The organism is Novipirellula galeiformis, assembly GCF_007860095.1.
GTDB lineage: Bacteria > Planctomycetota > Planctomycetia > Pirellulales > Pirellulaceae > Novipirellula > Novipirellula galeiformis.
The window spans coordinates 202,648-217,091 of sequence record NZ_SJPT01000007.1; the positions used below are offsets into that span (position 1 = coordinate 202,648).

Sequence of the window (14,444 nt, forward strand, 5' to 3'; positions counted from 1 at the left end):
AATGAAGGGGGCTAACCCTTGATTTTAGCCCATCGCAAGGCAGCGAAAACCGCATATTGCGACGACGGTCTGTTGATTTGCGTCACGCCAACTCCCATAGTAGGGTGATGAATCATCAAGTTGCGATCGTGATGTCCGAGGTCTTTCTGCGCCGGCTGATCCCCTCGCTAACGCCGTTTGTCCATCGCCAGCAAGATTACCGGATCTTGAGCATCCACCGTCCGCTCGAGGAGCTCGAGCGACTGCTCGGCGAACTGCAACCAAACGGGCTGATCACAGAATGGTTACCGCAAACCACCGAGGCGATCTTGACGTTGAACCGGGGCATCCCGACCGTGATTGTCGATACGGATTACGGTTATCCAGGTGTGCTCAGCGTGGATGTGGATGATTGGGCGGTGGGGCGTGAAGCGGCGCAAACGTTCCTGCGTTCGGGCTACCGCAGCTTTGCCTGTCTCGGCAACGGAATGCCTTATTCGGACCAGCGGATCGAAGGATTTCAAGCGGCGTTAACGAACCAGGCAGCGTTTGCGATTCACACCGAGACGGGTTTTGAGCGGGCGCAATACGGCGAGTCGTTTGTCCGGCCGAGCGCCGCGTTTGAGCGTTGGTTAGCGCAGTTGCCCAAACCGGTCGCGATCTTTGCGGTTCACGATCCGTTGGGCCGCTTTCTGTGTGGCGTTTGTCATCAATTGGGGCTGCAGGTGCCCGAAGAAGTGGCCGTGATTGGGGCCAACAATGACGAACTCGTCTGTGGTTTGACCTATCCAATGCTTTCCAGTGTCGCGATCCCCTGGGGGACTCTCGGCGCGACCGTGGGCGAGGCGATGCAACGATTCGTCTCAGGGGAGCAACTGGACTGCTCGAAACCGCGATTGATTCCGCCCAGCGGCGTGGTGTTGCGACACTCGGCGAATCATTTCGCAGTGGACGATCCACTGCTCCGCCGCGCCATGTCCTTTCTATCCGAACGACTTCAGGATCCAATCAACGTGGGCACAATGTGCGACGAATTGAACGTGGCTCGGCGGACGGTGGAGAGGAAGTTCAAGGAGCATTACCGCTGCACGCCCTGGGAAATGCTTTGCCAATTGCGAGTCACCCAAGCGAAGCGATTACTGGTTGAAACGAATCACTCCGTGGCGCTCATTTCACAACTATGCGGCTTCAATGATCCCGAGCGGATGGCGGTCGTCTTCAAACGACTGATCGGAGAGCCCCCTACGCACTACCGGAAATTTTACGCTGCAGCGATGTCTCCGTGATCGCTTTGCGAATCCAAACGTGGCGAAGCAGTTCGGGGCGCTGCTTGATTACTCGCTCGGGACCGAAGTCGAACGCGAATTGGGCTCGGACGGTGGGGAGCGGGGCAAGAGTGCTCGCGAGATCAACCAGCACAGTAACGCCCAAACCAAACCGGCCGCCCAACCGGCCAACACATCTGTTGGGTAATGCACACCCATATAAACGCGACTGAAGCCGATCAATCCCGTCACGACCACCGCCACCGCGATCACATAAAAACGCAACCAAAAATGCCGCAGCACAGGAGCCACCAACGCGGCGAGCGTCAAATACACGACCGCCGACATCATCGCATGGCCGCTGGGAAAGCTGCTCGTATAGACCTGGGACAGATGGGGAACGAAATCAGGACGCGGACGGGCAAACCATTGCTTCATCAACAAACTGGCTCCGATCCCGGTGCTCGTCGAAACCAACAACACCGCCATGGTGCGGTACGCTCGGTTGAGCGCCAAAAAACCAGCCGCCGAGGCAATCGCGAGCAGAATCACCGCGACGCCACCGAGCGCCGTTAGGTCGCGGCCCACCTCCGCCATCCAGGCTGGACCAATCGGGCGAGACAAATCATCGTCCGCCCTCAGCCAGAGAATGGCTCCGCGGTCAAACGCTCCGGTGTCGCCCTCGAACACCTCGTCCGCCAACTCAATGAATCCCCATATCCCCAGCACCACAACTAACACCCCCAACAAGACGATGGGTTCACGCCCGCGAAAGAAGCGGATCAGCTGGAGCAACCGCCGCCGAAAGGGTAGATCGTTGAATTGGAACATGGAGCAATATGTTGAGCACGCCTCGTGCCAAAATTCGGCGTCTTCAAAACGGGCACGCTAAAAAACAAGCCCCGAGCGTCCACGGCCATCGCCTTCGCCATCGCTCGACGGGACGATCGCGGCGCATAAAAAAAGCCCGCATTTTGCATTAGCAAAATACGGGCTTTTGATTGATCGGGGCGACATGATTCGAACATGCGACCTCCTGGTCCCAAACCAGGCGCTCTGCCAGGCTGAGCTACGCCCCGGTGAGGCAAAAAGAGTAAAAACAACTCGTCTTACCGCCGGACACCTCCGTGGAATATCGGACGCGGTCCGTTTCCTGAAGGTTCGAACGTTGTCGTGTTTTTATTGCGTTTCTGCAACCCCACTTAGATATAAATTTTCAGAGATTTTCCAAGACGCCCATGGTGCGGTCGAAGCGGAGGTCTCCCAATCGTCGCAAAAAGACGCTCGTGCCCGGTCCGAAAATGCGCTCGTTCAACCTGCTCACCCTGACATGCCGCGAACAGGGAAGACCAGCGAACCGCCGTAAATTCAGTTCGTTTTCAAGGTAATAGCCGCCCACGAATTGAAAACGACAATAAGTCTGAAATCGAGAGCGACAGCGTTTCTCCCCGACCGCCTCGGCCCCCCACGTCGGGACACAGAGTGCCAGCGGCTGAACGATCCCCCCCCTGAAAAAAAACGTTATCCTATGAATGATTTTAGCGGTTAGGGCGAGCGTAGGGACGGACCGACGATCTGAATCGCCGCGTTCGACCTGCTTCATACGGGCCCGCTTGCGCCGTAGCCTAACGCCATCATTTTTGAAGAGTGGATGGCATGCCAATTCCGGCCTGTTATGTTTTAGCGTGTCTCGCGGCAGCGAGTTCCTCGACAACCTGTGAAGCTCATACTCTTTGATGAAAAGGTTTTGACGGATGAAAAAGGTTCTAGTGGTCATCGGTGATGCAAGTGAAACGCTCGACACGATGTACCCATATTACCGGCTGCAAGAAGCCGGGTTTGAGCCGGTTGTCACCGCTCCCGAAAAACGTCCCTACCAAATGGTGATGCACGAGGTAAAACCAGGCTGGACGATCACCAAGGAATGGGAAGGCTATACGATCGAGTGCAAGGTTCCCTTTTCGGAGGTCAACGAAGCGGACTATGCCGGAATCATGTTTTCCGGGGGAAGAGCTCCCGAGTACATCCGCTACGACGAAAACCTCGTTCGCATCACCCGTCATTTCTTTGAAACCGACAAACCGATTGCAAGCGTTTGTCACGGCGTCGAAATCCCAGCTTACGCCGGTTGTCTCGAAGGCCGACGGATGGCGACCGTGGCGAAGTGTCGTTTTGACTTGGAGGTGTGCGGCGGCATTTTTGTTGATGAGCCTTGTGTGATCGATGGTAATTTGGTCAGCGGACGCACCTTCCACGACAATGGCTACTACATCGGCCCGTGGATCAAATTGCTCGAAGCCCAGAACGATTAAGCTCGGCTAACTTCGGCTAAATCGAAGGCAACCTCGGCAAGTTCGAATGATTGCGACGCAGCGGTAAAACGCGTGGCGGGCAAGGAAACCACGCCTTCAAATCGTTACTCTTTTTAGCGATCCAATCCTGCGCGGGCTGCGTAGCTACTCGTGCAGGAGATTCTCCGTTTGTTTTCGACCCATTCGAGTTGTTTTGATGATTCATCGCGTGTTCCTATTAACCATGTCGACCTTGGTTTTGATGGTGGGATTTTCATTCCCCGACATGCGAATCGCAGCGGCGGTCACCCAAGAAGCTTCCCCAGCGGAGGATGCGTCCCCAGCTCAGGATGACGAAACAGCAACGCCTGAAACAGCAACGCCTGAAACAGCAACGCCTAAAAACGCGAATCCCGAATCCGAGACGCCAGCCCCCGAGATGCCAACCCCGAAGAACCCTCACGCGATCGAGGGCTCCAACCCCTTTGGTGAGTCCAACCCTTTGAGCAAGGCGACTCCCTTCATTATCGCTGCGGACGGCAAACCGTATGAATTGAACGAGGAAGCCAAGCAGGCAAAAGCGAAATACGACGCCGCTAAACAAAAATTAGTCGAAGCGACGACGGAGATGCGAGTCATTCATACGCTGTATATGAACGGCGAGGACCAATCGCCGGAGGCGTTCGAACGTTTTCGTGAATCGAGAAGCAAGACTCGAGTGATCTTAGATGAAGTCTTCGATACCGCTTACGAATACCTGCTTCTGGCGCCCGATGAAGAGCCCATTCAGTACCTTTTGACGATGCTCGAACATCGATACAAAACGTCCGATTATTCGCCATCGACAATGACCGCGAGCGCGTTGCTGATCGACCTAGGCTTCAATTCGAGGTTCTTGTTTCACTCTGCCGCTCGGGCGTCGATATGCTCAGGCGAATTTGAAACGGCGAAAAGGATTTATGCGTATTTAAAGCCAGAAGACTTCGATGACCTGGACAAGCGTCTGTCCTACCAATTGGAAGAAATTCAGCAGCAATGGTTAGTCGAGCAACAGCTTCGTGAGCAGGATGCAAAGAAAGACCTCCCTCGAATCAAAATGAAAACAACTCGGGGCGACATCATCATCGAGCTGTTCTTGGAGGAAGCCCCATCGACGGTTTCCCACTTCATCAAGTTGACCGAAGAAGGCTACTACGACGGACTCGACTTCTATCAAGTGGTCGACAACTTGCTGGCGTTGACCGGCGACGAATCGGGAAGCGGTGGAGGCAACACCGGACAATACCTGATCGACGAACATCAGCGTGACGGAGCCCGAAACGCATTTCGCGGCTCGCTTGCGATGGCGAAACTACCCAAAAACGATAGCGGTGATTTCGTCGAAAACAGCGCCAGTAGCCAATTTGCAATCTTCTTCACCCCACTGCCTGGGGTCAGCAAAGTGCAAACCGTATTCGGTCGAGTGATCGAGGGAATGGAATTCCTAACCGAGCTCCGACGCGTCGATCCCAGTAAAGAAAAGAAGCAAGGCGAAGTCGTCTTCCCGCCCGATCGTGTGATTGCAGCCGAAGTGATTCGTCGACCGGATGAATTACCCGAGCCGGTTTACCGGAAATAGAATTTGCCGCAACGAGACAACACGCTCACAGCTTGGCTTCAGGCAACCGGTCAATTTTGATCAACACCACCACTTGCTCTTGGACGTTATCCGCCGAAACGCCCGAGAGCATCTCTTTGCCCAAACCGAACGCAGGATCGCTGGCCGAGACCACAAACAGATCGTCCTTGCCACCGGCGAATTCAATGTCCAACCAATCCAAGGACCACGCGTCACGCCGCGTGTCGATTCGCATGGCGGAATCGCTGCTAATCCATTTTTGACGCATCGATCCGTGTTGAATTTCAGGTCGACATTGCAGATGAATCTGCGACGCGGTTTTCGATTTGCTAGGCGTGATGGCCAGCAGGTACTGTGGGTCCTGCAAGGTTTTCCCGATCGTTTGCCCCTTGTTGCGCAACATCGTTACATGAGATCCGCTGCGTGGTTGACGAAGCGGCAATTCGTAGCGTTTCGCTAACCGCATGGGAATGCGTCGCGATCCCGCAGCCACCTCGCTGGCGACATCCGCTTCGCCAAGAAAAACATCCACCACGTCACGGGGGCCTGCCATCTCGCTGAGACGCTGCTTAAATTGATCGGGCCGGATCACCTTGCCAACCCTTAGCCCGTTGGCGGCTAAGTCGGCCCGCCGCGAGGGCGTGAGCACCATTTCATCGACCCATTGCCACATCGATGCAACACGATCGCTCGACGAGCTTTGAATCGAATGAAACTCCACCGACAAGATGATGGATTGGGGACTTTGGTTCGCTGGGGCCAGCGTCTTTCCAGCTTGATGACGAAGCAATTCGCCGCTGGAGCGATCCATCCATGTCGCGCAGCCCGCAACCGATGACGCAAGCGAACTGGCGAACATCAGCGAGCAAAACTGTCTGCGGTCCATCGTTTTCAAACTTGAGACTTCCTGTCCTTCTACAATCCCAGCGCGTCGTTGTCTGTACATTCCGCTAAGCAGTTAGTCAGGAATGAATGGCAGAAATCCCATCAGCCGCTTGGGTGTTAGCCCCGGTTGAACGTGGGAACCGTGGTTAACGCCAAAACGGCTAATCTACCGAAAGACGCCTGCTTATCTGCTTAGCACACTACAACAACGGGGACACTACAACGGGACGGTTTGAACCGTCAAGAGAAACTATCCGCCCCCCCGCCAAGCGAGCTTTGTCGCGATGCGTGAATCACAGCGAGGCAGCCTCATCCAATACCCGACCGTTGAGTTGCGGCCAACCATGAATCAGGCATTGCCAGCGATTTGCCAACGCTCAAGCGATTCGCGACGGTGGCGACTTCCCCGATTGCTTCCCAAGTTTGCCAAGCACGCTTAAAACGTTACCATGCCTCATTCTTCCGCTAACTCTCCATAAGGAAAAGCAGCAAAACGGATGAAATTTTCTGACAATCTGCCGCTGATGCGAGGTCTCCCCTGTGCGGACTTGCCGACCGAAGAATCGTTGATATTAGCGAGTGGCTCGCCGAGGCGCAGCCAATTATTGACCGCCGCCGGGTACGCGTTCACGGTGCAACCGGCCAGCGATGAAGCGGAATGCGGGATGTGCAGTCGTGAAACCGCTCCTGAATTGGTCGCCCGCTACGCCTACCGAAAAGCGGCCGATGTGGCCGCAAAGAACGACCGCGGACTGGTCCTCGCGGCCGACACCGTCGCCTCCTGTTACGGGCAAATCTTAGGAAAACCTCATGACATTGAGCACGCCGAAGTGATGCTGCGGCAACTCAGCGGCCGTCGCCACGATGTCTACTCCGGGGTTTGCGTCTGGTCGGTTAGCCAAAATCGATGCTACGTCGAAGTGGTACGCACCGAGTTGCAGATGAAGACGCTGAGCGAGGAAATGCTAGCACACTATCTCGATTCAATGATGTGGGAAGGCAAAGCGGGAGCGTTCGGATTCCAGGACGGTAACGACTGGCTCGAGATCATCGGCGGGGGCAGCGAAACCAATGTCGTTGGGCTGCCGATGGAACGACTTGCCGAAATATTCCGCGACTTTGACTTGCTAGCAACCGCAATAACGACTGAGAAAGATTGACCTTCTTTGTCGATCTAATCAATCTCGCTAAGGTTTCGGGGCGGGTTTGTCCCGATAAAGTCATTGGCGTCGTTCCGATCGTGTGCCTACGGTAATCGGTGACGCTAGTCGGCTTGGTCCGGATGCCCACGGACATCTCTCACCTTTAGCGCCGACATGTTTCGTCGTCCTTCCCGTGTTTCCACTCTTGAATGGCCTGGATGTCATGGTGCGTTGTTCAGTTTTGCTAGCCAGTATCGTTCTGTTTTCTGTTTTCTCAGCTTCGGCGGCCCCCGCTCAGGATTGGGCCGACAAGATGTTTGAGGTGAAAACCCATGACTTTCGCACCGTGGGTCGCGGGACGAAGAGCGAATTCCATTTTGAGCTCACCAACAAGTACGAAGAAGATGTCCATATCGCGGCGGTTCGCTCAAGTTGCGGATGCACCACTCCTACGCTGACCAAGGAGACGCTCAAGACGCACGAAACCGGAGCCGTGGTGGCGACCTTCAACACCAGTTCGTTTGTGGGCCAGAAGTCCGCGACCATTACAGTGGTCTTTGACAAACCCTTCTATGCGGAAACCCAGCTGAAAGTCAGCGGATTCATCCGTACCGACATCACCTTCGATCCTCCTGAAGTAGCGTTTGGCGAATTTGCCGCCGGCGACCCTCAAGAGCGTGAAGTCGTGATCACTCACAGCGGTAACTCGAATTGGCGGATCACGGACGTGCGAAGCCATTGCGAAAGTTTGCAGGTGCGATTGCAACCCGCCGAACTCGCTCCCGGAGTCGTTCGCTATCGCATGCGAGTCAAAATGAAGGATTCGATGGATGAAGGCGAGATCCACGAGCGTCTCACCTTGATCAGTAACGATCGCGCATTCCCCACGACGGAGATGTCCATTTCAGGGCGTGTTCGTGCTGCGATTAGTGTCTCGCCCGCCGCCGTCAACCTCGGATCAAACGCACCCGACGCGGTGATCGAAAAACGATTGATCGTGAAAGGGGATGAACCGTTCGAAGTCAAAGACGTGCTTTGTAGCGACGACCGCTTTGAGTTTGAGATCCCCGTCGGCAGCAAGAAAGTGCACTTCATTAAAGTGCGATTCAAAGGGGATGGCACCGAGGGCAGCATCGCTCAGAAGATTCGCATCGTGACCGATCTGGCAGGCGACAAATCGGCCTCGTGCATCGTGACGGGATCGCTATCCAACGGCAAGTAATGCGGGGGGGGGACTGCGACGAAGCTTGACGCTCGACGTAGGGGAGCGTCAAAAACTGCCTGAGCCCACGAACCTTGCACGCTGCTCTAGCGGCAATTGATTTTGCCGCTAGAGAGAACACTCATCCGGTTTACGGATTCATGCTTTCGACGACGATCAGCTCCACGCTGGGGCCATCATCCGACGGGACAATCCGGCCCAATCCGATGACTTTCTCTGCATCGGGAAGCGAAGCGCCGGTCACAACGACGTCCCTTCCTGCGGACGAGGACGTGGAAATATGAACCACGTTGCCCGCCGCGTTCGATCCCGGTTTCCCGACGATCAAAACCCCATCGGTGGGACGCTTGGCATAGTCCAACCACAGCGCGGTGGCATCGCCTAGGTCTTTCACCTGCGGCGATTGCGAGAGTTCGCTGACAAATTGTTGTACCGCCGGGCTGTCCCCCGCTCCCGTCTCGGTGACCACCGCGGAAATAATGGCATAAGATTTGGCGAGTAAACGGCGGCGTTCGGACTCCTCCCCTTCAAATGCCACCAAGCTCGCCAACGCACCCTCCGCCTTCGCCACGGCTGAGTCGACAGCCGAGCGCGTCTCAGCCGACTTTACCGCCTTCTCGCTCGACTCCGCGATGGTAGCTTCCCCAGGCTCGTCCGCCTTAGCGGGCTCCGCCGATTTGGCGGTCTCAACGGATGCAGCGGGCTCGACAGATGCAGCGGGCTCAGTTGTCACAGGTTCAGTTGCTACCGGCTCAGCGACCGCCATCGCTTCGTCAGCCTCCGCTTTGGTCGCTTCGGGGGTTGAATTCGCGTCAAGGCTCAGCGCTGCATCGGAATTGGCAGCCTCGCTCGACTCGCTCACTTCCATTGACTTGGCAATCTCGACGGGTTCGGCCGACGCCGGATCCAGCTCAGCAGTGGGCGTCTTAGCCACAGGCGTCTCAGGCACAGGCGTCTCAGGCACAGGCGTCTCAGGCACAGGCGTTTCTAGAGCGGGCACCTCGGCGATGGGCATCGTCTCTGGGGCGGGCATCGGAACCAAGTCCGCCGCAATCTCATTCACGGGGTCCTGCTCTGAGCCACTCTTGGCTGGGGTCGTATCCATCGGCGTTTCCACGGCGTCAGCCACAGGATCGGTTGGATACGCGACCTCCTCGTTCATGTCCAAGTCAACGTTGGATGCTTCGGAACTCGGTTTCAAAGAGGTCCCCAGCGAGGGCAGACCAATCCCTTCGCTTGGCCCTTCGCTTGGCCCTTCGCTTGGCCCATCGCTGGTCGCTGCGTTTGTCTCTGCGCCGAGGTTCGCTAGCGCGGCGTTCGCGCGATCGAGTTCGTCCGACGATTCGAGCTCCGGTACCACCATGGGCGAACCGAACGTGCCTAACGTCTGAGTCTCGCTCGCATCACTCATGGGATCGATGGGATCGTTTTGCGCGTAGCCTGGGGCGGCGCTAACGCGCGACGAGGATCCTTTATTGAAGGAGCCATCAAACGGCCAGAACCCTAAATCGGGAGCCTTACCCAGCCAAAGCAAAATTCCGCCGGCAAGCGGTAGTGCTACAAGCGGTCCCATCGCGACGCCGATCAATGTTTTGATCGGCGATGATTTTTTTCGTCTCAGATTCGACGCCGGTACCGAGCGAACTTTCATCGGCATCAAGGGGGCCGCGTCTCGCGATCCCTCCCCCGCCGACGCGGCATCAAGGCCAGAGGTCCCCCAACCGTTGGATTCATCATCGTGATCGCCGAAATCACTGGCTGCCCCCGTTTCCGCTGACCCTGTTTCGGCATCGTGATCCGAGAGGAAGTCCATCATTTCGGCTCCCCCTTGCCCCGCGTTGGCCCGTTCCGACTCAGCCTGCTCGGCATCGGCAAACTCATCGCCATCAAAGCCAGGGTGGCCATCGGATTCAATCGTTAACTCGGTGTTGTCATCCCACGAATCCGTCATCGTGGCCGAAGCGCCGGTAGCGGCAGTCGCCAGCGCAGCGTTGGCAACGCCTTGGGCAGCTTCGAGAAACAGCGGCTGACCGTCCGCAGAGATCAGTGCCACCATTGGCGGCAACTTATCGATAATCTCGCTGGCCGGATACAGTTCGCCACACCACGGACATTGAGCGGTCGCATCGGCAGGCACCGCCGCCGCAGGCAAACCGAGCACTTCGCCGCAGCGAGGGCAATGGCACGTTAACATCTAATAACCTCGACTTTACGTAAGAAACCGCCTGATTGTACCTCGCCGCAAACTGAAAAGCAGGGGGCAAACGGCCTTGCTTTACTCAATAATTCAGCCAGCGATCCGATACAGCTTCCGCAGCTTTCCGCTTAGGTAACCCATTAGACTGTCGGCGGAGAGGGGTTTGCCGGTGGCTTTCTCAACCAAGTCATTCCCCGACTCACATTGTCCACGGTGATGAATCCGCTCTCGCAACCATTCCAACAGCGGTGCAAACTCACCGCGTGAGAACATCTCCTCGAAGCCGCCCAATTCCGCTTCCGCGGCATCAAACAATTGAGCGCTGGCCAAATTCCCCAACGTGTAGGTCGGGAAATAACCGATCAATCCCGCGCTCCAATGAACATCTTGCAACACTCCATCGGCGGCCGAAGGTGCACAAACCCCCAGGTCACTTCGGTAGCGAGCGTCCCACGCCTCAGGAAGGTCCTTCACCGACAACGTCCCGGCGATCAATTGTTGTTCAAGATCGAAGCGAATGATGATGTGCAAGTTATAGGTCGCTTCATCCGCTTCGACGCGAATCAACGAGGGTTGAATTTGGTTGATCGCAAAATGCAATTCATCGAGCGAAACCTCATCGAGCGCCGGCGAAAAGTTGCTTCGTGCGCGCTCGAACAACCATTGCCAAAACGGCCGACTCCGGCCCACTTGGTTTTCCCACAATCGCGATTGCGATTCATGAATCCCCAGCGAACAGTACGATCCGGGTGGCAACCCGAACCATTCCGCTCGCAGCCCCTGTTCATACATCCCGTGGCCCGCCTCGTGCAACGTGCCCAACAGCCCGGCGGGAAGCCAGTTTGCATCATAGCGAGTCAGAATGCGGCAATCTCTCGGCCCCAACGTGGTACAGAACGGATGCGACGTCTCATCAAGTCGCCCGGCTTGGAAATCGAAGCCAACGCGTTCGGCAACGAAGCGGCTTAAATCGCGTTGTGCGGCAATCGGAAAATCACGCTCCAATAGACTTCGATTCGGCTGGCGCGGCGCTTCGCGAATCGACTCGATCAATTCGACCAAGGGCACACGCAAGTCTCGAAAGACTTGATTCAATGGCTCGACTCGTGCATCAGGTTCGTATTCATCCAACAGCGCCTCGTAGGCGGATCGATCGGTTCCCTCAGCAATCCGCTGGCCCGCTTCGCGTTTTAAATCAAGGATCTCCGCTAGCGTCTCTTGAAACATGCCAAAATCGTCGGCGCGGCGAGCCGCATCCCAACGCTGTTGCCCTTTGACGGTGGCACGCGACGTTCGCTCGACCAAGTCTTGGGGCAGCCGATGGTTGCGTTTCCAATCCCGCAACAACCCACGCACCGTCGCGGCGACGTCCCCTGCGGGATCTTCGTGCACAAGATTCTCAGAAAGCGATTGCAGCGTCTCGCCATACTTTGCATCGGTGCGTCGATGATGCACCATGCCCCGCAACGTGCTGACCTGAGTGGCACGATAATCCCCGCCTGCGATTGGCATCCCGGTGCGTTCATCCCACTCCAACGTATCCGCAATCGTTTGCAACAGCATCGCGCCGCGGGCATGCTCGCATACGAACTCAAATTGTTCCTGATTCATTGTCATCCAAGGCTCCGGTGGTAACGAGTTTCTAAATAAGCGGCAAAGGTTCCGCAGCGAGGAGACGCAATCACGCTCCCCACGGCGACTTCACCATGATTCAAACGCCATCGTCCGCTAAGCGTTAATCAAGTAGGCAGGAGTCTTTCGGCATATTAGCCGTTTTGGCGTTAGCCACGGTTCCCTCGTTCAACCGGAGCTAACGCCCAAGCGGCTAATGGGATTTCACCCAAGGATTCCTGCCTACCTGCTTAGTCCCCCGCCGTGTCGGTCATCGCCGTCGCGGTGCTGGTTTCGTCAAGTTCGTGATTCAGGATTTCCAGCAGGGTTTGCAAGAACACGACCACCATCGGCCCGACCAAAATTCCGATCGGACCAAACACCTTCACCCCACCGAGCACGCTCAATAAGGCGAACAGCGGATGCAATTGCGATCGCCCATGCAGCACATAAACCTTGATCACATTGTCGATCGATGAAATCACCAAGGCACCGTAGAGCGCCAGCACAATCGCGGCGGTCCATCGCTGTTCGACCATCCCTAACCAAACCACACAGGGTACCCACACCGATGCGGCGCCCAAAAACGGCACAAGCGACATCAACGTCGTTGCCAAGAACAACAACACGACCGACTCAAAACCAAGCACGTAATAGCCGAGTCCACCGAGGATCCCTTGCACGATCGCGCTGAGCACACTGGCCAACACCACGGCGCGACTGGTGCGATCAAATTCCAACAACAATCGTCGCTCGTAATGGTCATCCAGCGGGCTCAGCCGCATCAACGTGCCGATCATCGCCGCGCCATCGATCAGAAAGAAGTAGACCGCGATCACCAGGACCAACAAGCCCACGACAATTTTGCCCAAATAATTCCCCGTCGCACTGGTCAAACTGACAAATCGTGGCTGCAACGACTCGCGTCCTCGACTCAACAAACTCTTGAAATCCTCGGCGCTGGGGTTAGCGATCAAACGCACCTGGCTTCTCAACGTGCCGCCCAATAAGGTTTGCATCCACGAGCGAATCGCAGCGGAGGCGATCACACTTTGCCGATGAAATTGTTCCTCCACGTTCAATCGCTCCAGCGACGTGGCCCCCGGTTCCAGCACCCCAGACGGCTCGGCGGGGTCGTTAGTGGGCTCGGCGGCGGAGTCGTTAATGGAGTCGCTTGCGGGGTCATCCGTTTCCGCGTGGTCCATTGCGGCAAGCGATTTTGGCATTGCGGCACGCGAATCGGCGGTGGCCACCGCCGAAGCGTCAGCCAGGCGGGGTGGTGCACCGTCTTGGCCAGCTTCTCGCTGCAGCGAATTTTCGAGTTCGTCCAGTCGCGCGATCGCGATATCCGCGGCGGCCGCGGCGGTCACCGGCCCGTCCACCTCTGCCTGTAAATGCCCGACTAATGCCTTCGCCTCGGCAATATTCTGTAATATTTCCTCACGATTCTCAGACGGTTCTACGATGTCCGACCACTCCTGTAAAAACACTGCCATCGGTGTCTCCGGATTGAGTGCACCAAGGCGATCCCGGGAAAGGTTCGATTCGTCCAACGAGTCGGTGAGTTCGTCCAGACGACGGAATTTTTCCGCATGCGGTAATGAAATGCCAAATTGATCGCGAGCACGATCGAGCGCTGCGGTCAAATCATTGAAGTTCATCTGGCTGACCATCGCCGTGAATTGACTGGTCGCGACCGATAACACCACCGTGATCGGCAGCAACACCATCATCAAGATCATCAAGGTCGTCGAGGCAGCGGCCAGACGGGGTTTACCACCGCTTTGGCGATAAATCCAATCGTGGACCGGACGAAAGATCACCACTAACAGGGCAGCCAGGAATAACGGGACAAAGAACCCCGCCATCACCTTGTAGAACAGCGCTCCGACCGCGAATATACCGAGCAACAGCATCAGCACCGATAAAATCCGCGACAGCGATGGCAGCCGCTCCAGCAGTGCTTTGGGCGTCGCCGTCGTGCGCGGCGCAGTCGATGACGAATCGGTCCCGCTCGATTCGCTCGGCTCCCCCGCCGGTTCGGCTCGCGCCGAAGAAGCGGTGGAGGAGGAAGCGGTTTGCGGGGACGGTGAAGTGCTGTTTTTTGTACGACGTTTTGTCATCGCGCCTACTCGGCCTTGGGGTTAGGAATCGCGGGAGTTTTTTTTCCGCAGTCCGATTGCCAACCAATGGGTCGCAACCTGACGCGTTGAGGGGATCGTTTCCGACTCGGA

The 14,444-nt window shown here is 56.5% G+C and carries 10 protein-coding genes and 1 tRNA gene; 5 read left to right on the plus strand and 6 right to left on the minus strand.

Annotated features, from left to right (window positions below; translation table 11 throughout):
• Positions 1–107: 107 nt before the first annotated feature.
• Complete coding sequence (locus Pla52o_RS18975) at positions 108–1,265, plus strand: substrate-binding domain-containing protein (RefSeq protein WP_146596204.1); 1,158 nt, start codon at positions 108–110, stop codon at positions 1,263–1,265.
• 48 nt (positions 1,266–1,313) lie between these two features.
• On the opposite strand, the gene Pla52o_RS18980 is transcribed toward Pla52o_RS18975, so the two are convergent.
• Positions 1,314–2,075, minus strand: coding sequence for a phosphatase PAP2 family protein (locus Pla52o_RS18980; RefSeq protein WP_146596205.1), 762 nt, complete (start codon positions 2,073–2,075; stop codon positions 1,314–1,316).
• 174 nt (positions 2,076–2,249) lie between these two features.
• Positions 2,250–2,323, minus strand: a tRNA-Pro gene (locus tag Pla52o_RS18985).
• Between the two features lie 675 nt (positions 2,324–2,998).
• On the opposite strand from Pla52o_RS18985, the gene Pla52o_RS18990 reads away from it, so the two are divergent.
• Entirely contained in the window at positions 2,999–3,556 is a 558-nt protein-coding gene (locus Pla52o_RS18990) for a DJ-1/PfpI family protein (protein WP_146596206.1), read from the plus strand.
• A 196-nt stretch (positions 3,557–3,752) separates the two neighbouring features.
• Entirely contained in the window at positions 3,753–5,153 is a 1,401-nt protein-coding gene (locus Pla52o_RS18995) for a peptidylprolyl isomerase (protein ID WP_146596207.1), read from the plus strand.
• 25 nt (positions 5,154–5,178) lie between these two features.
• Here the strand turns inward: Pla52o_RS18995 and Pla52o_RS19000 are convergent, their stop codons facing one another.
• Positions 5,179–6,039 carry a hypothetical protein gene (locus Pla52o_RS19000; protein WP_146596208.1) on the minus strand — a complete coding sequence of 287 codons (861 nt, stop codon included), beginning with the start codon at positions 6,037–6,039 and terminating at the stop codon, positions 5,179–5,181.
• 496 nt (positions 6,040–6,535) lie between these two features.
• Here Pla52o_RS19000 and Pla52o_RS19005 point away from each other — a divergent pair, with 496 nt between their 5' ends.
• On the plus strand, positions 6,536–7,198 hold the full coding sequence (locus Pla52o_RS19005; RefSeq protein ID WP_390620896.1) for a Maf family protein: 663 nt from the start codon (positions 6,536–6,538) through the stop codon (positions 7,196–7,198).
• A 295-nt stretch (positions 7,199–7,493) separates the two neighbouring features.
• Positions 7,494–8,402: a DUF1573 domain-containing protein gene (locus Pla52o_RS19010; protein ID WP_390620901.1), complete on the plus strand. Its 909-nt coding sequence runs from the start codon at positions 7,494–7,496 to the stop codon at positions 8,400–8,402.
• 130 nt (positions 8,403–8,532) lie between these two features.
• Here Pla52o_RS19010 and Pla52o_RS19015 read toward each other — a convergent pair whose 3' ends face one another.
• The 3 genes from Pla52o_RS19015 to Pla52o_RS19025 all read right to left on the minus strand — a co-directional run bounded on the left by Pla52o_RS19015 (position 8,533) and on the right by Pla52o_RS19025 (position 14,333).
• Complete coding sequence (locus Pla52o_RS19015) at positions 8,533–10,596, minus strand: hypothetical protein (protein WP_146596210.1); 2,064 nt, start codon at positions 10,594–10,596, stop codon at positions 8,533–8,535.
• Positions 10,597–10,689: 93 nt separating this feature from the next.
• The gene (locus Pla52o_RS19020) at positions 10,690–12,210 is read right to left on the minus strand and encodes a carboxypeptidase M32 (RefSeq protein ID WP_231612472.1); all 1,521 of its coding nucleotides are present in this window, start codon (positions 12,208–12,210) and stop codon (positions 10,690–10,692) included.
• A gap of 251 nt (positions 12,211–12,461) precedes the next feature.
• Entirely contained in the window at positions 12,462–14,333 is a 1,872-nt protein-coding gene (locus tag Pla52o_RS19025; RefSeq protein WP_231612473.1) for an AI-2E family transporter, read from the minus strand.
• Positions 14,334–14,444 lie beyond the last annotated feature (111 nt).